General features: G+C 67.3%; 12 protein-coding genes and 1 pseudogene. 4 read left to right on the top strand and 9 right to left on the bottom strand.

The features are described 5' to 3' along the window. Nucleotides 1-14: 14 nt before the first annotated feature. Nucleotides 15-2,807 (bottom strand): Calx-beta domain-containing protein, encoded by a 2,793-nt coding sequence (locus tag B215_RS0102440; RefSeq protein ID WP_019368042.1) that lies wholly within the window; start codon nt 2,805-2,807, stop codon nt 15-17. 264 nt (nt 2,808-3,071) lie between these two features. Between B215_RS0102440 and B215_RS0102435 the strand changes: the two genes are divergently transcribed. Beyond that, nucleotides 3,072-3,740 (top strand): PEP-CTERM domain protein, encoded by a 669-nt coding sequence (locus B215_RS0102435; RefSeq protein ID WP_019368041.1) that lies wholly within the window; start codon nt 3,072-3,074, stop codon nt 3,738-3,740. 72 nt (nt 3,741-3,812) lie between these two features. Here B215_RS0102435 and B215_RS0102430 read toward each other — a convergent pair whose 3' ends face one another. Continuing rightward, nucleotides 3,813-4,946: an ROK family transcriptional regulator gene (locus tag B215_RS0102430; protein ID WP_019368040.1), complete on the bottom strand. Its 1,134-nt coding sequence runs from the start codon at nt 4,944-4,946 to the stop codon at nt 3,813-3,815. A 119-nt stretch (nt 4,947-5,065) separates the two neighbouring features. Here B215_RS0102430 and B215_RS0102425 point away from each other — a divergent pair, with 119 nt between their 5' ends. Genes B215_RS0102425 through B215_RS21720 form a run of 3 tightly spaced genes read left to right on the top strand, consistent with a single transcriptional unit; the run spans nt 5,066 to nt 9,739 of the window. After that, nucleotides 5,066-7,567 carry a TonB-dependent receptor gene (locus B215_RS0102425; RefSeq protein WP_019368039.1) on the top strand — a complete coding sequence of 834 codons (2,502 nt, stop codon included), beginning with the start codon at nt 5,066-5,068 and terminating at the stop codon, nt 7,565-7,567. Next, complete coding sequence (locus B215_RS0102420) at nt 7,567-8,742, top strand: YdcF family protein (protein WP_019368038.1); 1,176 nt, start codon at nt 7,567-7,569, stop codon at nt 8,740-8,742. The genes B215_RS0102425 and B215_RS0102420 overlap by 1 nt, the downstream gene beginning before the upstream one ends. Nucleotides 8,743-8,761: 19 nt before the next feature. Next, on the top strand, nt 8,762-9,739 hold the full coding sequence (locus tag B215_RS21720; protein ID WP_236704407.1) for a nuclease: 978 nt from the start codon (nt 8,762-8,764) through the stop codon (nt 9,737-9,739). A 53-nt stretch (nt 9,740-9,792) separates the two neighbouring features. Here B215_RS21720 and B215_RS0102410 read toward each other — a convergent pair. From B215_RS0102410 to B215_RS0102380, 7 genes and pseudogenes are all read right to left on the bottom strand, one after another. After that, nucleotides 9,793-11,070, bottom strand: a pseudogene (locus B215_RS0102410) (MFS transporter); the annotation flags it as partial. A 55-nt stretch (nt 11,071-11,125) separates the two neighbouring features. Then, nucleotides 11,126-12,400 carry an aminotransferase class V-fold PLP-dependent enzyme gene (locus B215_RS19460; protein WP_019368035.1) on the bottom strand — a complete coding sequence of 425 codons (1,275 nt, stop codon included), beginning with the start codon at nt 12,398-12,400 and terminating at the stop codon, nt 11,126-11,128. Then, entirely contained in the window at nt 12,400-14,778 is a 2,379-nt protein-coding gene (locus tag B215_RS0102400; RefSeq protein WP_019368034.1) for a TonB-dependent receptor plug domain-containing protein, read from the bottom strand. The genes B215_RS19460 and B215_RS0102400 overlap by 1 nt, the downstream gene beginning before the upstream one ends. A gap of 139 nt (nt 14,779-14,917) precedes the next feature. Then, entirely contained in the window at nt 14,918-17,125 is a 2,208-nt protein-coding gene (locus B215_RS0102395; protein ID WP_019368033.1) for a TonB-dependent receptor, read from the bottom strand. 22 nt (nt 17,126-17,147) lie between these two features. Continuing rightward, nucleotides 17,148-18,416, bottom strand: a complete 1,269-nt coding sequence (locus B215_RS19455) for a serine hydrolase domain-containing protein (RefSeq protein WP_037512862.1) — start codon at nt 18,414-18,416, stop codon at nt 17,148-17,150. A gap of 114 nt (nt 18,417-18,530) precedes the next feature. Further along, nucleotides 18,531-19,679: a helix-turn-helix transcriptional regulator gene (locus B215_RS0102385; protein WP_019368031.1), complete on the bottom strand. Its 1,149-nt coding sequence runs from the start codon at nt 19,677-19,679 to the stop codon at nt 18,531-18,533. Between the two features lie 93 nt (nt 19,680-19,772). After that, the gene (locus B215_RS0102380; protein WP_019368030.1) at nt 19,773-20,690 is read right to left on the bottom strand and encodes an alpha/beta hydrolase; all 918 of its coding nucleotides are present in this window, start codon (nt 20,688-20,690) and stop codon (nt 19,773-19,775) included. Nucleotides 20,691-20,723 lie beyond the last annotated feature (33 nt).

Here is a 20,723-nt window from a genome sequence, read left to right as displayed (position 1 = left end):
ACGGCGACGGGGATTTAGGCGAACACCGCGTGATCAGCCAACATCATCGCGTGCATCCACTGCCCGCCATCGGCATCGATGCCCGGCTGCGATGCGCTCCACGCCGCAACCGAACCGTCGCTGTCGGCCAGCATCGTCTGCGTCACCTGCGGCGTCGCGACGCCGAAGTCGAACAGTGCCAGTTGCGGATCGTGATCGGTCGGGCGATCACCGTCAAACTGCGCGTTGATGTGCACCGCGTCGTAGCTTGCCTTGCTCGCCAGCCCGCCCGTGACCAGGATATGGTCGAGCTGCTGGGCGTTGCCTTCGAACATATAGCTGTAGCGCTCCTCGCTGGGCAGCAGCGCGGTAGCCAGGTCGGTCAGCACGCCGCCCTTGGCGGGATCGGTCAGCTGGGTCTGCGCGTCCTCCCAGGCAAAGCCGTTCCAGTCGCCCAGCACCGCGATGTTCAGGTCCGGATTGTCGGCGAGATGCTCGTTGATATAGGCTTTCACGCCCGCCGCCTGGGCTGTGCGCGAGGCATCGCCCGCATCGGCCGGCGGCTGGGTTGCGCCCCACAGCGGATCGCTGCCCCCGCGCGAGGTGAAGTGGACGTTGATCGTCGTGATCGTTTCGCCGTTGAATTCGAATTGCGCGACCAGCGGCTTGCGGCTGTTGGCATAGGCCGAACCGGTGATCAGCTCGGCGCTGCCCTCGACATAGGAGACGCGATCGAGATTGTAGAGATAGCCGTTGCGGATATTGCCGTTGGGCTCGCCGCCCGTCGAATTCGCGGTATCCGGTGCGACCTCCACATAGCCGTAGCGCGCGCCGCTGATCGCGTAGATCGCGTCGATCAGCTCTTGCGCCGTGGCGACGCCCGACAGGTTGGATCCCCGGCCTGCGCCGTCGGCGTCCTGAATCTCCTGCAGCGCCAGAATGTCCGGCGCGCGCAGATTGTACACGATGTTGCTCGCCAGCACGTCGAACTTGGTATCCGAAGGATCGAGATTCTCGACATTGTACGTCGCCAGCGTCAGCTGGTTCGCGCCGCCGGCTAGCGCCGACACTTCCTTGGCGAGCGTCACGTCCTTGGTCACCGTCACCGCTTCGGTGACGATTACTTCGTAGCGCGCGGCGGCATAGTTCACGACGCCGGTCACGCTGCTCAGTTGGTCGCCGATCGAATAGCCAGCCGTGAAGCCGTCGAAGATCGTGCTGTCGCCCTGCAGCTGGATCTTCTCGGGGTTGAAGTCGCCCTTGGAAATGGTGATGCTGCCGCGATCGTTCACGCCGGTAGCACCCTGGCCGAGCGAGGCGACCACGTCCGTCTCGGCAAAGCTGTCGGTGGTGGTGTTGGAAACGACCAGCGGATTGTCGATCGTAACCCGCATCCCTTCCACCGATTCCCAGAAATCGATTCCGTCGGTGGTGGGATCGTAGGTTGTCAGCCCATCGTTATCGATCACTTGGCTGGGCGGGGTCAGGCCGCCCTGGCCGATCAGCACCGCTTCGGGCAGGTCATAGCCATAGCCGAGCAGTTCGATGGTGGGCGCGGTCAGTTCGGTGATGGTCAGGCCGCCGGTGCCGGCGCGATACTCGCTTACCGTTGCCTGCACGGCCACCGAATCGCCGACGAACACGTCGGGTGCGGTGCTGGTGAACACGAATACGGCGTCGCTGGTACGCGCATTGTCGTCACCCAGGTCCTGCAGGTAGAAGCCATTGCTGTCCACCGCGGTCACGATCCCGCTGGTGATGATCTTCTGGCCCTCATAGGCCGAACGGTGCCCCTCGCCCTGGATTTCGCCGATCAGCAGCGGCAGCACATCGTCGTTCAGGATCGTGCCGATCGCCGTGGCGCGGTCGATCGCCGCGCCGCCGGTGGGGTTGGACAGCGTGATGCTGAACGTTTCGTTGGGCTCGGGTGCGAGGTCGCCGAGCACGGGCAGCGAGATCGTGGCGGTCGTCTGGCCGCTGGCGAACTGCACGGTTCCGGTCAGAGTGATCGGGCCGAAATCGCTTCCGCTTGCACCGCCGGAGCCGCCGGGCAGCGTGATGGTATAGGTCGCCTCCACCGCACCGGCGGCGCCGCCGATTCGCGACACCGTGAAGTCGATGCTCTGCGACCCGCCATCGCCTTCGGTGACGGCGGCGTCGGCGATGCTCAGCGTTCCCGGTGCAGCCACCGATCCGGCGCTGCTCACGCGGATGTCGTCGATACCCACCCATTCGTCATTGCCGGCCGCATTGGTGGTGATGATCCGCACCTGCAGCGTCGCGGCGTTGTTCGCATCCGACGGAAGCGTCACGCTCACCGGCGTCTCCAGCAGCGGGTTGGCGCTGCTCGGTCCGCCGGTCGCGTCGGCGACATAGCCGCCGGGAACATTCTGCCAGGGGCTACTGTCGTCCAGGCGATACTGCACGGCAACCTGCTGCACCGAATTGTCAGGCCCGCTTTCCAGGTCGCGCAGCAGGAACGAGAGCGTAACGTCGCTGCGTCCGGTCGCGTCGAGGTAGAACGCCAGATAGGGTGCCGTCGCGGTGCCTGATCCGGTCAGCGCAACCACCGGGTTGGAAATCTGGAATTCGGTCACACCGCCGGTATTGAAGGTTAGCGGATTGGTCTGGTTGGTGTTCACGTCGACGACGCCGCTGCTTGCGGTGATCGTGCGGGGATCGGTACCGGTCCGGCTGGTCAGCCCATCGCCGCGGAAGCCGACGATGCTCGGCACATTGTCCCAGCTATCATTGGTGTTCAGCAGATTGGTGCTCGACCAATCCTGCACCAGGTCGCCGCCTGCCAGATTCCAATATGTCGCGCTCACCGAATTTCCCCCTGTGCCTGCAATTCCGATGTTGCGAGCGGAGATGGCGAACGGCCTCCCCCTCGACTATCGTTAACATTCGGCTAACCACGCCGTTGTGACAAGTGGATGAAACCGCGATGAAAACGATGCGGTGGCAGGCTCGGGGCTTCGGCGCACGCGCACGCGGCCGGCGCAAGCAACGAGAATTGCACGCCAATCGTCGCAGTAGTGCAACATAGGCGTGTCACTCGAACGCGACATTCGAACAAGGGGAAACTGCCGATGAATCGTTACCTGGCTCTGCCGCTTCTGTTTGCCTCGCTCTGCGCCTCGGGCGCGCAGGCGGCTACGGTCGTCACCATCAACCCGGTCACCACCACCGTAAACCCGACGGCGAGCAGCACGGTCACGTTGTCCTCGGTCCTTCAGCCGGACACGATCGGCCAGGTCTTCACCCCCACCCAATCCTATCTCACCAGCCTCGGCTTCCGCTTCGGCTCCTCGACTCGCGCCACGACCGGCAACGTAACGCTTTCGCTCTACGCGGGCGTCCTGACGGCGGGCGCGACGCTGCCGGCGACGGCGCTGTTCACCCAGCAATATGCGCTGTCCGGCCTGGTGTTTCGCGGCGTCGGCAGCTTCACCGATCTGTTCACCGGCGCGCTCGCGGTCAGCGCCAACAATCCCTACACGGTAGTGCTCAGCGGCAGCAGCAATGTCACGCTCGCCTTCGGCAATGGCGAAGGCTACGCCTCGGGCTATCTGCTCCAGCGCAACGTCAATGACGCGACCTGCCGCGCGACGCCCGCCCGGTGCGATGCCAGCTTCCGCTTCACCACCGCCAGCCCGGCGCCGGAGCCGGAAAGCTGGGCGCTGCTGATCGGCGGCGTGCTGCTCGCCGGGGGCACGATGCGCTATCGGCGCCGGAACACGCAGCTGACGTTCGGCTAAGCGCTCTTCCAAGCCCGCGATGCGGCGCCGGATCCCCGTGACCGGCGCCGCCGCCTGGCGGGACCGAGCGCCTCACCACCGCGCGATCGACGCATGGATGGGCAGCAGCGCCGCGCCCAGCGCCGATCCCGCTCCACCCAGCGCCGATATCTCGATTCGGAAACGCCCCTTCTCGCTCTCTGCGATATGGTCGCCCCAGGTGATCGCGCGGCAGTTCAGCCGATCCGCCAGCCCGTCCAGGATAGGCCCGGGCAGCGGGCTCATCAGGCGGATCGCCCCCGGATCAAGCCACGCCAATGCCGAATTGATGGTGTGGAGCAGCTGATCGGCGGCCCGATCCTGCCAATGCGCGATCGTCGCTTCATATCCGGCGGCCGCCTCGGCGAAATCGGCGAGCGAGTGCACGTCGCATCCGTCGGCCTGCAGCGTGGCGATCAGGTCCAGGGTCGTCGGCCGCGGGGCCGCCGCGGGATAGAACATGCCGATCTCGCCGGCGCATCCCGATTCGCCGCGCATCAGCCGCCCCTCATGCACGATCCCCGCCCCGACGCCATGGCCCAGCAGGATCACCACCGCCGTGGTGCAGCGCCGGATCAGGCCACCGAGATAATATTCGGCGAGCGCTGCCGCCGTCGCGTCATTTTCGATCCACACCGGTAGCCGCAGCGTGTCTTCCAGGATGTCGCGCAGCGGCGCGTTCTTCCAGCCCGGCAGATTGCGCACGATGTGCCAGCGATTGCCGTCACGCGAAAGCGCTGGCCCGGGGACGCTGAAGCCCACGCCGTAGATGCGGCTGCCGAGCAGCCGGTGCTCGATTGCCAATTCGTGGATCCGGCGATCGACATGCCCGGCAAAGCGTTCGGGGTCGATCGGCTCGATCTTCTCGGTGGTCAGTGAAACCACGCCGCCGGCATAATCGACCAGCGCGATCTCCAGGATGCCGGCATGGATCGCCAGGCCGACGGCATAGCCGCCCGCCGGCGAGATCCGCAGCGGCACGGTCGGTCGCCCGCGCCCGGGCGCCGCCTCGGCCGGTAGTTCCTCGATCAGCCCCTGCCCCACCAATGTCTTGGTCAGCTTCGAAATGGCACTGTTGCTGATCTGCAGCGTGTCCGCCAGCGCCGAGCGGGATTCCGGGCCGGCGGTGCGCAACTGCCACAGCAGCCGCTTTTCCTCGTCGAGCAGCACGAAGGGGGGGGTTCGCATCGGTGGCCCTATACCAGCGCGGCTCGAACGCAGCGATTTATTTTCTCAGGAATAAATAAATCTGTCATTCATGGCTCGCATCGGCGGCGCAGGTTCACAGAATCAGGGGGAGCAATTCCATGAACAAGCAGCATCTCGCGTTCGGCTGCGCGGTCGTCGCGCTCAGCATCCTTGCGGCACCTTCCTTCGCCCAAGACGGTGGCAGCGCGGCCAGCGATCCCGCCCCGGCGGCGGAAGAAGCTGGCGCGGACATTATCGTCACCGGCTCCGCCCGTGCGCAGCGCCGCTTCGACGTTTCCTACGCGATCAATTCGCTCAGCCAGGAAGACGTGCAGAAGATCGCGCCGAAGAGCTTCGCCGATCTGCTCGGCACGGTGCCCGGCATCCAGGTCGAAGCGACGGGCGGCGAGGTGCAGAACATCACCCGCGTTCGCGGCATCCCAACCGATCGCGGCTATCTCATCTTCCAGCAGGATGGCCTGCCGCTCTATCACGAGATCGACGGCGTCTTCTTCAATTCCGGCGAAGGCATGAATCGCTACGATCTGATGACGGAGCGAGTCGAAATCGTGCGCGGCGGCCCGGCGCCGATCTACGCCAGCAGCGCCGCGGCGATCGCCAACAACATCACCGTGTCCGGTGGCCCGCAGGCGCGCGGCAAGGCGCAGGTCACGCTTGGTGACACGGGCCTGTTCCGGCTCGATGCGATGCAATCCGGTCCGCTCGGCGATCGCACCTATTTCGCGATCGGCGGCTTCGTCCGTCAGCACGACGGCTATCGCGACAATGGTTTCCCCAGCGACAAGGGCGGCCAGATCCGCGCCAATCTGAAGCGTGATCTGGACAATGGTTTCGTCAAAGTCTCGGCCGAATATGTCAACGACCACAACGTCTTCTATCTGCCGATTCCGATCGCCGATCCGCGCAACCCCGCCGTGTCGCTCGATCGCTATATCGATTACTTCACCGGCACGATGAACTCGCCGTCGCTGCGCAACGTCAACATCAAGTATCGCGACGGTGCCGGCGTACTGCAGGGCATGAACCGCGACCTTTCCGACGGTCGCCACATGCGCTTCTTCAACGCCGCGATCGATTACGAGGCCGATTTCAACGGCTGGCAGGTCTCCGCCAAGGCGGGCGGCACCAAGGGCAAGTCGAGCTTCGACGCCTTCTACTCCACCACCAACCCTGCCGATGCGACCAGCTTCGCCGCCGGCTATCTCACCGCGGCGCGCACCGCCTTCGGCCCGAACGTCGCCCGGCTCGGCTATGCCTTTGCCGGCACCAACGGCGCGACGCCATATGATCCGTCCAGCGCGTCCGGCCTTATCATGTCGGGTCAGTATCGCGCGTCCGAATCCGATTTCTATTCGGTGCAGGGCGATCTCAGCGTCACCCGCAAGTTCGAAACCGGTATCGGCACGCACGACGTGCGGGTGGGCGTCTACGGCTCCTTCTACGGCAACACGCTGCTACAGGCCTATCAGGACATGCTGATCGAAGTCCGCGGCCAGCCACGCACGCTCGATCTGGTCGCCTATTCGGCCAGCGGTGCGGTGCTCGGCTCGGTCACGCAGAACGGCGTCCTGCGCTACACCACCACGCTCAACCAGGGCAAAGCCGATGCGCGGATGATCGCCTTCTACGCCAACGACACCTGGGACGTCGCACCCGGCCTGCGGATCGACGCCGGCATCCGCACCGAGCGCTATCGCTATCGCGGCATCGCCATGCCGACCACCCAGGTCAATCTGGGCGACACGACCACGCTCGCCGACGATACCACGCGCGCCTTCACCGGCGCGGTGCTCGATCAGCGCCTCAGCCCCAAGGCGACGAACTGGACCGTCGGCGCGAACTACGATTTCAACGGCAATCTCGGCGCCTATGGCCGCATCTCCACGCTGGAAGTGCCGCCGCAGATGGGCGTGGTCAGCGGCATCAACCCCACGATCGTCAAGACCAAGGCACGCCAGTTCGAAGCGGGGGTGAAGGCCAGCTTCGGCCCGCACTATCTCTACGCGACCGGCTTCTACACCAAGTTCAACCCGTTCAACGCCTCGTTCGCGGCGTTCAACCCGGTCACTGGCCGGAACGATCAGGTGCTGCCGTTCATCGGCGAAGCCTCGGTCAAGGGCGTCGAGGTCGATGGCCGCGTCGTGCCGGTTCGCTGGTTCTCGCTGAACGGCTCGGTCACCTGGCAGAACCCGGAATATGCCAATCTGCAGAACACCTCCGGGGCAGATCCCAGCGCGGTGAACGGCAACCAGATCATCCGCGAGGCCAAGTTCTTCGGCAATCTGCGGCCGAGCTTCGACTTCGATCTGGGCGACAAGCGCGTGTCGCTGTTCGGCCGCTTCGAATGGGTCGGCCGCCGCTATGTCGATCTGTTCAACCGCACCGCCATGCCGGGCTATCAAACGACCGGCGCGGGCGCGTCGCTCGATTGGGGCGCGTGGCGCGTCCAGGTGGTGGGCGACAATCTGTTCAACGCCCATGGCCTCACCGAAGGCAATACGCGCACCGATCAGTTCGACGGCCAGGGATCGCGCGAGGCGATCTACGGCCGCCCGCTGTTCGGCCGCAACTTCCGCCTGATCGTCAGCCGGAGCTGGTGATGGTACCCCGCTCGGCGCGCGCGCTGCTTTCCGTCGTGGCGGTTGCCGTCGCCCTGTTCGCCACCGGCCCGGCTGCGGCCGCCCCGGTGGGGGATCGGGTGCTGGCGGCACTGTCCGCCCGGCTCTTTCCGCTGTTCCACGCCGCCGGGCACGACCCGGCGGTGCTGGAGCGGATCGCGCGCGGCCCGGGCATAGAGGCGGTGCTGCGCGCCCGGCGCGAACGCCGCGCCGCCTGCGGCAGGGATCTGGCCTGCCGCGCCCAGGCACTGCTGTGGAACGAGCAGGAGGCACAGGCGCTGCGGCTGGCTGCTGCGTCGGTGGCCACGCTCCCCGCGGCCGATGACGGAATCGGCGGCCAGGCGAATCGCGAGATCGCCGGCATCAACGAAATCGTGCGCACCTATGCGCTGGGCGGGCGCCCGACCACGGCGATCGACGGGCCGGGTCCGATCGGTCCCCAGGATCAGAACGCCCGGCTGCAGGCGGCCGACTGGCTGACCGATACGCCGCGCACCGGCTCGGCCCAGCGCCTCGACCCCAGCATCGACTATGCGCTCGCCCTGCTCGACATCAGCGGGCGCACCGATGCCATCGGCCATGAGCCGCTGGCGGCCGGCGCCAATACCGCGGCGCTGGCGCGGGCGAAGAAGATCGACTGGCGACGCTATCGCTACAGCGCAATGATCGTCACCGGCGTCGGCCCGGAGATCGAAGGCGAACCGCTCAGCCCGTTCGGCCGCTACCATCTGCGCCTCGCCGCGCAGCGCTTCGCCCAGGGCGACATCGCCTTCATCCTCGTCACCGGCGGCCGCGCGCATCCGCGCGCGACGCCGTTCACCGAGGCGGACGAGATGCGCAAGGCGCTGATCGAACGCTATGGTGTGCCGGCCGAGGCGATCGTCAGCGAACCCTATGCGCGCCACACCACCACCAACCTGCGCAACGCCAGCCGCCTGCTCGCGCGGATGGGCGCGCCGATGGCGATGGAGACGGTGATCGTCTGCAACCCGCTGCAAAGCGCCTATATCGAAAGCAAGCGCTTCACCGATCGCAACGCCGACGAACTCGGCTACCAGCCCGGCCGCGTCGTCCGCCGGGTCTCGCCCACCGAACTCGTGTTTGTGCCCTCGCGCACCTCGGAGCGCGTCGATCCGCGCGATCCCCTCGATCCCTGATCGCCGGAAAGGAACCGCCGTGCGCCGCTTCGCTTTGGCCGCCGCCCTGCTGCTGTGCCCCGCAATCGCCCATGCCTGGGGCAACACCGCCCATGCAGTGATCGATCGCGCGGCGCTCCAGGCGATCCCCGAGGACGGCCCGGTCTTTCTGCAGCGTTATGCCGACTATATCGCCGCCTCGGCCTCGCTGCCGGATACCTGGCGCGGCGATGCGGAATCCTTCTCGAAGATCGATGAGGATCCGAACCATGGCTGGTTCCGCGAGCAATTCGCCTTCCTGAAGCCGATCCCCCGCTCGCGCTTCGAGTTCATCCTGGCGCTCTACAAGCATCGCGAAACGATCAAGGCCAGCGATCCGGCCGCCGCCGCGCGCACCAACGTCCGCTGGACCGGCACGCTGCCCTACGCGGCGATGGAAGCTTATGATCGGCTGATCGTCTGCATGCGGGCGGTGCGCGCCGCGCAGGCCAAGGGCGAGGATGCCGCGGTGCCCGAACAGCATTGCGCCTTCCAGGTGATCCGGCTGGGCCATTATATCGGCGACGGTTCGCAACCGCTGCACGATTCGATCCATTCGGATGGCTGGATCGGGCCCAATCCCCATGGCTATACCCGCGACCGCAGCATCCATGGCCGGTTCGAAAGCCGCTTTGTCGATGCCATCGGCCTCAGCGTCGCCGATGTCGCGCCGCGTATCGGCGCTCTGGCGCACCGGGAGGGGGACATGTTCGATGCCGTGCTCGCCTTTCTCGATCGCGCCGGCGACAAGCTGGAGACCGTCTATCAACTCGAAAAGCGCGACGGCTTCGGCAACCCCGCCGATCGCGACGTGCGCGGCCTGATCTACGAACGCACGGCGGCAGGCGCTGCGATGCTGCGCGACATGCTCTGCCGCGCCTGGGCGGAAAGCGCGGTAGCGCCCGCCAAGGTCACGCCCTCCCCGCTCGATTTCTCCAATCCCCGCTTCAATCCGGAAACCGGGTCCGCACCCGCCTGACGCCGGCGCAACGCCCGCACCAGCCGCGCGTGCCGTCCGTGATCGAGCGTGAACCGGCGGAGCAGCAGCACCGCAAGCACGCCGCCTACCAGCGGCAGGCCCAGGCCCAGGCCCAGCATCCCGATCTGCACCGCGATCGGCTGCGCCGCGCCGGGCGTGTAGCCTATGGCGTTCAGCACCCCGCCGATCGCCGCCGTCGATGCCGCCCCGCTCGCCTTCACCAGCACCAGGTAGAAGGCGAACAGCCCGGTCTCGAACCGCCGCCCGTGCCGCCATTCGACCACGTCCACCGCGTCGGCCAGCAGTCCCCAGGGCAGCATGAACACGCTGGCAAAGCCGAAGCCGATCACGGCCGCGGCGGCCATCTGCCCGGCGGGCCAGCCCAGGCACAGCCCGAAGCCCGCCAGGCCGACCACGCTCACCGCATGGCCGGCGCCGAGCAGGCCGCTCTTGCTGAACCGATGAGTCAGCGCCGTCCAGCCGAGCACCCCGCCGAACTGCCCGATCGTCAGCGCCCCCAGCAGCAGCGTCACCGCGCCGGGACGATCGACGACATAGGTGCCCAGATACAGCAGCATCCGCCCGAATGCCGGCGCGGCAAAGCCGGTCAGCAGCGCCAGCGCGCCCATCGCGAGCACCATCGGGTCGCGCAGCGGCACGGCGATGCCGTCTCCGCGCAGCGCGGCCGGGCCGCGATCGCCACGTCCCTGCCCGCCCGATGCCCAGGCGCACAGCAGCATGGTCAGGGCAAAGGCCAGGCCGGCGGCTAGTCCGGTCAGCGCCAGCCCGCCAAAATGCCGGCTATGGCCCGCCTGCTGCACCAGCGGCGTCAGCAGCGTCGCGATGGCAAGCGCGGCCGCGGTGCTGAACAACAGCCGATACCCCGATACGCGCCCACGCGCCCGGCTGTCGCTGGTCACCTGCGCCATCAGCGCGTTGTGCGGCACGTCGACCAGCGCATAGGCGCCGCGAAACACCAGGATCGCAACCGCCAGCATCGCCGCGCGGTGCATGCCCAGCGCCGGCATCGCATAGATCAGCGCGAAGGCGCCGCCGCACGGCATCGCGGCGATGCCGACGACCCAGGAATAACCTCTGCCGGCCGCCCGCCAGCGGATCACCAGCCGCGCCGCGAGCAGGTCGAAGATCAGGTCGCCGGCGATGGCGAACAGCATCAGCGCCGCCGCTTCGCCGCCACCCAGGCCGAGCACATCGGTCAACAGGAACAGGATCGTCAGATCCGCGCCGCCGAACACCAGCGCCTTGCCGAAATTGCCGGTAGCATAGGCCAGCAATCGGCCTTCTGTTGCGGGCGTCGCGATTTGCGGCATCTTTCTCGGCGTTTGGGGAGCGGGGCGGGATGGCCGCTCCTATGCCGTCGACATGTCAGTTTGGCGACGCCCGGTCGCGGGCGAACTGCACCAGATCGGGCAGCGCCGCGGCCAGCCGGTCCATGTCCGCGGGCGTGTTGAACAGCGCAGGCGTCACCCGCACACAGGCACCACGCGCGATGCCGTCGCGGTGCACAGTGAAGATGCGATGCCGCTCGAGCAGCCGGCCGGCGAGCGCCGCATTGGCGCCACTGGCGGTAACGCCCTGCACCCGAAACGCGGTGATCGCGCCATGTGCCGCCGGATCGTCGGGCGTCAGCACCTCGATTCCCTGCACCTGCCGCGCCCGCGCCACCCAGCGGTCACGCAGCGCGCGCAGCCGTGCGGCACGCCGGGCGCTGCCGATCGCCTGCTGAAAGGCGAGCGCCGCCGGCACGGTCAGGCTCGCAGCGAAGTCATAGGTGCCGAGATGCACCCGCGCGAACAGCGTATCCGGCCCGCCCGCCGCGTTGGCGGGATGGCGGTCGATTCTGCCCAGCGCGGCCCGGCGGACGTGCAGAAAGCCGACGCCCAGCGGGGCACCCAGCCATTTATGCCCGTTGATCGCCACGAAGTCGCAGTCGAGATCGGGGATGGCGACATCGATCTGGCACCAGCTGTGCGCCGCATCGACGATCACGTCGGCTCCACGTGCCCGCGCCAGCGCGGCGATCTCCCGCACGGGCAGCACCAGTCCGGTGCGATGGGTGAGATGGGTGAGCAGGATCAGCTTGAGCCGCGGGTTGGCGGCCAGCGCCGCCGCATAGGCGTCGATCACCGCCGCGCGCGTGGCAGGCTCGGGCAGGTCGATCTTCACCACCTGCACGCCCCGTCGGTGGGCGAGGCTCGCCATGCACGCCTGCGCGCTGTCGTAATCCAGGTCGGCATAGAGCACCGCATCGCCGGGCTGCAGCCGGTTATAACCCAGAATCAGCGTCTCCAGCGCCTCGGTGGCGTTGCGGGTGAGCACCAGTTCGTCCGCGCCGACGCCCATCGCCGCCGCCGCCGCGTCGCGCGCCGCGATCAGGTCGCGGTTCATGCCGCGCCGGGCATAGAAGCTGGTGTCGCGGTTCACGCGCGCCAGCTGCGCCTGATAGGCTTCGAACACCGGGCGCGGCATCATGCCCCAATTGCCGTTCTCCAGCTGCACCACATCAGCGGGCGGCGTGAACTGGCCGGCGATCTCGCGCCAGTAGCGATCGTCGTCCGCCGCCTCAGCCGCGGTGCCAAGCCCAAGCGCCGGCAGCGCCAGCCCGCCCGCCAGCAGCGAACGACGATCCAGTTCCGTCATCAGAAGCGCAGCTCCAACCGGCCATAATATTGGCCGCCATCGGTATCATAGGGAGCGTTGCGCGAGTAGATCAGGCCGCGATTGGCCTGGTTCGTCGCCTCCGCCGGATAGGTATCGAACAGATTCTCCGCGCCCGCCCGCAGCGTCAGCGCCTTGGCGACGCGCACGCTCACCGATGCGTCGAACAGCGCGATGCTGCCGAAGCGCTGGAACAGCTCGCCGGTGGCGTTGCCGGTCACGTCGGTCCAGGCGCCATAATAGCGGCCGCGCAGCATCACGCCGACGGGCCCGACATCATAGGATAGCGTGCCCGTCGCATTGTGCTGGGGCAGCCGCTCCTGGAAGATGCGGCGCTGGGTGGCATTGGCGATCGCCGCGGTCGTGCCGCTGCGCACCCGCGTCTGGTTGTAGTTATAGGCCAGGCTCACATTCGCCCGGCCCGGCCCCACCGGGCGGGCATAGCTCAGCACCGCATCGATGCCGCGCGTGCGCGTATCGAAGTCGTTGGTGAAATAGCTCACCGAGGTGAATCGATCGGGATTGGCGAAGCTCGCCGGTACCGCGAAGGTGGCCGATTGGCCGAACCGATCGTCCAGGTCGATCTGATAGAGGTCGATCGTCGCGCCCAGGCCGAAATCGGTCTGGCCCACCAGCCCTGCCGTCAGGGTGCGCGACTTTTCCGGGGTCAGCGGCTTGGCGCCCAGCGCCACCGCGATCGGATCGCTGGGGGAAAGCCGGCCTTGGTTGAACACCTGCAACGTGCGGGTATCCAGCCCCTGCGTCACCTGCCGCGTGTTGAGCTGCGCCGGGGTGGGCGCGCGGAAGCCGGTGGAATAGGTCAGCCGCGCCGCCAGCCCGTGCACTGGCTCGAACCGGCCGGCCAGCTTGTAGGTAAAGGTGTCGCCGAATGCCGAGAAATCCTCGTAGCGGCCGGCCGCGCCCAGCGTCAGCGCCTGCACCGGCGCCCATTCCAGATCGACATAGCCGGCATAGCTGCGCTGGCTCCATTCGCCCGCCTGAGCGGGGCTGAATCCGGGAAAGCCGTTGGCATTGGGCGCCAGGCCCGTCGCTGCGCCGGGCCCGACCGCATAAGACGCCGGATCGCCGGCGCCGACGCGATAGATTTCCACGCGCCGCTCGCCGCCGAATGCGACGTTCACCGGCGCGCCCATGCCCACCGGCAGGCGATAGACAAAGTCGGCGTTGAGGTTGAACTCGCGCTGCGTGAGCCGGCCGAGATAGAAGCTGGTCGGGCTGTTCGGCCCAAGCGACGCGTTGAGACTCTCGTTCAGCGTATAGTCGATCCGGCTCTGCCCCTGCGATGCGCTCAGGTCGTAGTGGAAACGGTCGCTGGCATCGCCGCGCACCCCGGTTACGCCCTGATAATCAGCGAAACGGGTGCCGAATCGCGGGGTAAAGCCCACCGGATACAGCTTGGCGAACGAAAAGCCGGGAAAGGCGGTGCTGGCATTGTACACCGAACCAGTGTTCGACGGGTTGCGCCAGTTGAAGTCGGTCACGCCCTCGCCGCTCTGCAGCGTCCCGAACGCATAGAGCGTCGCGTCGTCCACCAGGTCATAATGCGCGTTCACCGATCCGCCGACACGCTCCTGGTCGGGTTGGCCCCAGCGCTGCACCGGATTGGGCACCGACAGCTGCGGGTTTGCCGCCTGGAAGGCGATCGCGTCGGGGCGCTGGCGGGTGCGCGAGGTCGCCTCCGCATGATCATATTGCCCGGTGACGACGATGCTGCCGCGCGCGCCCAGCGCCAGGCCGCCGCGCAACCCCCACTGATATTCGTTGCCATCGCCGGCATAGTAGCGCGATGCCTGGCCGAAAGCGGACATGCCCGGCTTGTCGTCGAGCAGCAGGTTGATCACGCCGGCGATTGCATCCGATCCATATTGCGCCGAAGCGCCGTCGCGCAGCACTTCGACGCGGCCGATCGCGTGGCCTGGAATGCCGGCGAGATCGGGCGCCTGTGCGCCGCGCGTGCCGAGCAGCGCCGAGCGATGGTATCGCTTGCCGTTGACGAGCACGAGCGTCTGGTCGGCCGAAAGCCCGCGCAGGCTGGCGGGGCGGACGAAGGCCTGCCCGTCTGCGGCCGGCAGGCGCTGGACGTTGAACGAGGGCAGCAGCTGCGCCAGCGTATCGTTCAGGTCGCCCGACACGCTCGATTCCAGCATCGCGTTTGACAGCACGTCCACGGGCGCCAGCGTATCGAACTGGGTGCGCCCGCGATCGCGTGTGCCGGTCACCACGATCTGCTCGCTCGTGCCGGCGGCCGCCTCGGCAGTGTCGGTCTGCGCCTGTGCGAACGCCGCAGGCATGGCGAAAAGCTGGAGCGCGACGAGCGCGCTGCCGGTGCGGAAATGCATCGATGGTCCCCTTGGATGGCGGGGCGTCCTGTGGGGACGCTTCTCAAGCCGGGTCGCTAGGCGCCCGCCATGACGCCCCGGCTACACGACCAAGACGGATCGATGAAAATACCAATACAATACCAAGTACGCGCGACTGCTAGAAGGTGAACCCCGCGCGGAGGCCATATTCGCGGGGTGCGCCGTAAAATTCGCGCAGGCCGAACTGGCCGCTGACATAGCGCTCTCCGGTCAGATTGGTGCCATAGGCTTCGAGGTGAAACCGGCCGCTGCGCAGCGTGACGAGCGCCGACATCAGGCCATAGCCTGCGATGCGATCGGAAACCGGCGAATAGGCCAGATAGGTGAAGCGCGGCCCGACATAGCTGTAGTTGATCCGCGGGGTCAGCGTCCGCTCGCCCGGCAGCGCGAAGGCATAGGCGATGCTGCCGCCAAAGGTCCATTCGGGCGAATAGAGGTTCGGGCCCCCCGCGGTGGTGATGATCGCCGGCCGATAGTCGAAACACAGCGGCGGACTGGAAGGCGTGCCGGCCGGGCATTGCGGCCCCAACGTGCCCGATGGGATCCGCCGCGTGTTGACGAAGGACAAGCCCGCGAGGTTCGAGTGCACATAGGCGACGTTGCCGTCCAGACTGAGCCCGCCGAACTTGCTCTGCAGCTGCGCCTCGACGCCCTTGATCGTGCCCTTGGACAGGTTCTGCACCCCGTTGAAGCCGGTGCTCGGCTCGACGATCTCGAACTGGAAGTCCGCATAGCGGTTGTAGAAGGCCGATAGCTGGGTACGCACATGCCGGTCGAGCAGGCTCGCCTTCCAGCCGACCTCGTAGTTCCACACCATTTCGGGCCGGAACCTCGAATTCACGGTGTTGAACCCGCCCGGCTTGTAGCCTCGCGCGACAAAAGCATAGAGCAGATGGTCGGGATTGACCGTCCAGTTGATCGCCGCCTTGCCGGTCACGCGCCCGTCCTCATGGGATCCAGCCAGGTCCGCCACGGCCAGGCCGCCCGCCGGAAATCCGGGAATGCCCGCGCCGATCCGCACCGCGCCCTCGCCGCTTGCCCTGTAGTGCGAATAGCGTCCGCCCAGTTGGACCTGCACGTCCGGCACGATCCGATAGCTCGCCTGCGCGAACACGCCCAGCGTGGTGCGGCGGTTCTCCGGGTCGATGTCTGTGGGGAAGCCGGCCTGGGTCTGGCGGATGCGCACATCGATCTTGTTGCGCTGGAAATAGCCGCCCAGGATCCATTCGAACTGCCCGCCGCCTGGCGAGATCAGGTTCAATTCCTGGCTGTACTGGCGTTCCCGCGCATAATAATCCTCGCGAATGCCCCCGCCGGCGCTCACCGGAGCCTGGGAGGCATCGATGTCGTTGACGCCTTCGATCTTCTTGTTCTGATAGCCGCTGATCGATCGCAGAACCACGCCGCCGGCAAATTCCTTGCGCAGTTCCAGGCTGGCGATGAACGCCTTTTCGCGGATCGCCACCGGCGTGTCGAAGCTCAGCGTATAGATGTCCCCCTCCCGGAAGGCGCCGAATTCGGTGCCGGCGATCGGGCGATAGGCATAGCCGCCGATATCGCGATCGTTGATCTGCGTCTTGAGCAGCGCGCGGAAGCTGCCGGGCTCCCACAACACACCGATGCGGCCGCCCTTCTCGTCCAGCTTGCCGGCCTGGTTGGCGAACGGACCGACATCGGTGAAATAGCTGTCATGGCCGCGATAGAAACCGGCGCCGCGCACCGCCAGGTTGCTCGCCAGCGGCAGGTTGAGCGCGCCCTCCACACCGTAATTGCCCCAGTTGCCGCCGCTTCCCTCGACATAGCCGTTGACGTCCTTCAGGTCGGGATTGCGCGAATTGATGAAGATCGCGCCACCGGTGGAGTTGCTACCCACCAGCGTGCCCTGCGGCCCGCGCAGCACCTCCACGCTCGCCAGATCGTAAAAGCTGTTGGCCTGCACGATCGGCGGCTGGAACAGCCCGTCGACATAGGTGGCGACGCCCGCCGTCACGTTCGGCGAGTTGCTGGCCAGGCCGATGCCGCGGATGTTGATCGCAGACGTGATGCCGGCATCGGTGATCGACAGCGCGGGGGTTGCGTTCTGCAGATCGTTTAGCCGGACCACCGCATTGGCTTTGAGTTCGCCCGAATCGAGCGCCGTCGCCGCAATCGGCACCTTCTGAAGGTTCTCGGTGCGGCGTTGGGCTGTGACGACGATCTCGCCCAGCTGCCCCGCGGACTCCGCCTGCAGCACCGGCTCGGCCGGAGCGGCGGATTCCTGCGCAGCGGCAGGCATCCCCGCGGCGCAGCCGATCACGGCCGCGCCGACAAGCAACACGTGCTTCATTTTCCCTCTCCCACGATTATGGTTATTTCGTAATTTCTGCTGCTTGTTGCGGCTTCCATGCGGCCGCCGCCTGCAGGAAGGCGCCGGTCTCGGCCGTCGCATCCATCTCCTGTCCGGGCGGGAAATAGCTGATCTTGACGACCACCGTGCGTGAGCGCGGGTCGACATAGATATACTGGCCCTGCAGCCCCAGCGCGGCGTAGGCACCGCTATTGTCGAGCAGCCACCACTGCATGGCATAGCCGGTTGGAAGGCCCGGCGCCTTCGGGTCGGCCGGGGTGGAAGCCGCGGTCGAGGTCCGCACCCATTCCGCCGGGATCACCTGCCGGCCATCGGCCTTGCCGCCGTCGAGCATCATCTGGCCGATCCTGGCGAAATCGCGCAGCGTGGCGTTGAAGCCGGCACCGCTGAACTCGCGGCCGGCGCCCGGCTGACCGTCCATGATGTAGAAGGCATCGTGCTCTGCGCCGATCGGCTCCCACAGCTTCTGGCTGGTATAGCCGGCGACGGTGGTGCCGCTCACCCGCTCGATCAGCCAGCCGAGCACCGCGGTATCCAGCGTCTTGTACTGGAAGGTGCTGCCCGGCGCGTGGGCCCGCTTGATCGTACGCGCGGCATCGGCAAAGCGGACGACATTCTTGACGAGCGCATCGATATGATTGCGCGCCGCGGCGCCCGGATGCGCAAAATCATAGCGCTCTTCATAGTCGACGCCCGATCGCATCTCCAGGATCTGGCGGATCGTCACCCCGTCATAGCCGCCGCCCTTCAGCTCGGGCAGATAGGCGGTGACGGGATCGTCGATTGACTTGATCCGCCCCTCACCCAGTGCGCAGCCGATCAGCAGCGAGGTGATCGACTTGGTCATCGACCAGGCGATGAAGCGGGAGCTTTCGTCGCTGTTGTTGCGATAGATCTCGCTGACGATCTTGCCGTCCTTCATCACCAGCAGGGCGTTGGTGTAGGTCCGCTCGAGGAAATCGTCGGCGCGATAGGTCTTCCCGCCGAAGCTGTAGGTGAAATCCAGCGGCGAATCGGCGCGCGGCAGCCGCCAGGGCATGCCGGCATGGGCGACGGTGCGCGTCGTGAACAGCCGATCGAGGCTGCGGAAGGTCAGCGCATTGATGTCGCCGTCCAGCATATGCCAGCGCGCGATCTGCACCGCCACCGGCACGGCGGAAGCGGGTTCGCCCTGCAATTCCGGTGGCAGGCGCTGCTGGGCCATGACCGGTGCTGCCAGGCACAGCGCACCTAGAACGAACGACGTGAAAACTCCTGCTGGCTTGCGCACGCGCAACCTCTCCCCTCGCTGTGGTCGGCCGGTCGCCGACTCGTCAGAGGCGTGAAGATGGCGGCGCGGCCCGCCGCCCGCGGCTCCCAAATGGGATATGCGGGCGTCGGATCGTTAGTGGATCTGCCCCTGCAACGGGCCCAGCGCAGAGGCATAGAGCTTGCCCACCAGATCGGACTGGCGACGGCTGCCCGTCTTGTCGAGAATGCGTTTGCTCTGGATGCGTACCGTGCCCACCGAAACGCCGCGCCGCGCCGCATATTCGGTCAGCGACAGGCCGTGCGACAGCGCGATCGCCAGCTGCGCCTCGGCCGGTGTCAGCCCGAACAGCGACATTACCGCCGTCGTGGAGAAGATCGGCGGCCGCGCTGGATCGACCAGCAGCAGCGCAACCTCGCTGCCGCTGCCCGACATGCCAGAGGGGGTGCTCGCGGCGAGTGCGTCGATCGGCAGCGCCACCGCCTGCACCTGCCCGCCCGCGTCGCAGCCGATCGTCGCGGAGGCGATCTCCGCGCCCTGCGCCGTCGCGAGCAGCCGCCGCAGGCCCGCCCGGCCTTCGGGGCTGAGGGCGCGCAGCCGCCCTTCGACGATCCGCAGCGGCGCGCCTTGGCCGGTCATCCGCACTGCGGCGCGGTTGTGCCAGCGCACATCGCCATCGGCGGTGCACAGCAGGATCGCGGCGCGCAGCCGATCCAGCACGCAGGCCAGCGCCGCTTCCGCCGCCTGCGCCGCCTGCACCGTCATCGAAAGCCGCGCCATCATGTGCAGATGCGGTCCCAGCGCTTCCAGCAGTTGCACGTCGCAGGTTTCCAGCGCGTCGGCGTCCTCGATCCGCCGGTGCAGGATCAGGCTCAGATAGCGGTGCGGCGCGAACTCCAGCAGCAGGCCCGCTCCGCCGCGCAGCCCGATCTGCGCCAGCCGCCGCCGCGTTTCGGCCAGTTGCGGCGAACCCTGCGCGAACCGCTGCCGATCTGTCAGGACGCTCATGGCGGTGCTCGGCAGGCGGCTCGGGTCGATGGTCAGCCGGGGATTGTCCGGGTTGTTGATCCAGCGGGCATGCAGGGCGGCATGCTCGTGCGAATAGGAATCGCGCTCCTGCCAGCCATGGATCAAGCAATTGCCGCGACGGGAATAGATTTGCACCGCGGCGCTGCGCGCGCCCGCCCCCTTGCAAATCTCGTCGAGCACCGATCGCCAGCCCTCGGGATGCTCGCAACAACCGTACAGCGCAGGCAGAATTCGCGTCGCGAAATCGCGTTCCATGGCACCCTCTCCGTCCCGGCCGCCTTGGTGGCGGCATCGTGGCAAGAAAGTTATATTCGATAACAAACGCGCCGCCAACCGTGCGGTGCGGTATCAGCGCATCCGCCGCAGCCATGCATCGAACAGCGCGGTCCATTGCCCAGCGCCGGCGTTGCGCGGCCCCGTGCCGAAGCCGTGCCCGCCTTCCTGGAACAGGTGCAGTTCCACCGGCCGCCCGGCACGTTGCATCGCCTCGGCCAGCAGCAGGGCGTTGCCATAGGGCACCAGCGCGTCGTCCATCGCGTGCGCCACGAACATCGGCGGGGTCGCCGCGCTGATTCGGTCGGCCGGCGATCGGCGGGCGATCAGCGCCGCTTCGGGCATGGGGCCCAGCAGCGCCGCGCGCGAACCGGGATGCGCGGCCGGGCCTGCCATGGCCACCACGGGATACAGCAGCCCGCCGGCCATCGGCAGCGGCGACAGTGCGTCCGCCGCATCCACCGGCGCATACAGCGCCTCCTCCGCGCCGGTCAGCAACGAGGCGGCCAGGTGCCCGCCGGCCGAAAAGCCCAGCACCGCCACCGTCTGCGGGTCGAATCGCTCGGCTGTGGCCCGCGCGCGGATCAGCCGCATCGCTCGCTGCGCATCCTGTAGCGGCACGTCTGCACGCGCCGACCAGCCCTCGCCCGGGAGGCGATAGGTGAGCACGAACACGGCATAGCCGCGCGCGCAGAACGCCTCGGCGATGTCCAGCCCCTCGTTGCGGATCGACACGAAGCCATAGCCGCCGCCGGGCAGCACCAGCAGCGCCGCACCATTGGGCGATGCCGGGCGAAACAGCCGCAGTTCCGGCCGGGCGATGCCGGTGCGGAAGCTTTCCGGCAGTTCGGGCGCGCGTGGTGCCTGGGCGAAGCTGCCGCCCGGCGGCACGCCCGGCCACAGTCCGATCGCTTCGCCTTCATGCCACCCCGCCGGGATCGGCACGCGCGAGGCGGGGATATCCAGGGGCTCGGGTACCGGCTGCAGGGCCATCGCAGTTCCTTGTATTGCTCGCCCCCGGCAAAG

This window comes from Sphingomonas sp. ATCC 31555 (assembly GCF_000282895.1).
In the GTDB taxonomy this organism is placed as follows: Bacteria; Pseudomonadota; Alphaproteobacteria; order Sphingomonadales; family Sphingomonadaceae; genus Sphingomonas.
This window is presented reverse-complemented; position numbering and strand designations above follow the sequence as displayed.

Coding starts and splice junctions, on each gene's coding strand:
- B215_RS0102425 (WP_019368039.1), top strand. CDS start 5,066: ATGAACAAGCAGCATCTCGCGTTCGGCTGCGCGGTCGTCGCGCTCAGC.
- B215_RS0102395 (WP_019368033.1), bottom strand. CDS start 17,125: ATGAAGCACGTGTTGCTTGTCGGCGCGGCCGTGATCGGCTGCGCCGCG.
- B215_RS0102420 (WP_019368038.1), top strand. CDS start 7,567: ATGGTACCCCGCTCGGCGCGCGCGCTGCTTTCCGTCGTGGCGGTTGCC.
- B215_RS0102385 (WP_019368031.1), bottom strand. CDS start 19,679: ATGGAACGCGATTTCGCGACGCGAATTCTGCCTGCGCTGTACGGTTGT.
- B215_RS0102380 (WP_019368030.1), bottom strand. CDS start 20,690: ATGGCCCTGCAGCCGGTACCCGAGCCCCTGGATATCCCCGCCTCGCGC.
- B215_RS0102430 (WP_019368040.1), bottom strand. CDS start 4,946: ATGCGAACCCCCCCCTTCGTGCTGCTCGACGAGGAAAAGCGGCTGCTG.
- B215_RS19460 (WP_019368035.1), bottom strand. CDS start 12,400: ATGACGGAACTGGATCGTCGTTCGCTGCTGGCGGGCGGGCTGGCGCTG.
- B215_RS0102435 (WP_019368041.1), top strand. CDS start 3,072: ATGAATCGTTACCTGGCTCTGCCGCTTCTGTTTGCCTCGCTCTGCGCC.
- B215_RS0102400 (WP_019368034.1), bottom strand. CDS start 14,778: ATGCATTTCCGCACCGGCAGCGCGCTCGTCGCGCTCCAGCTTTTCGCC.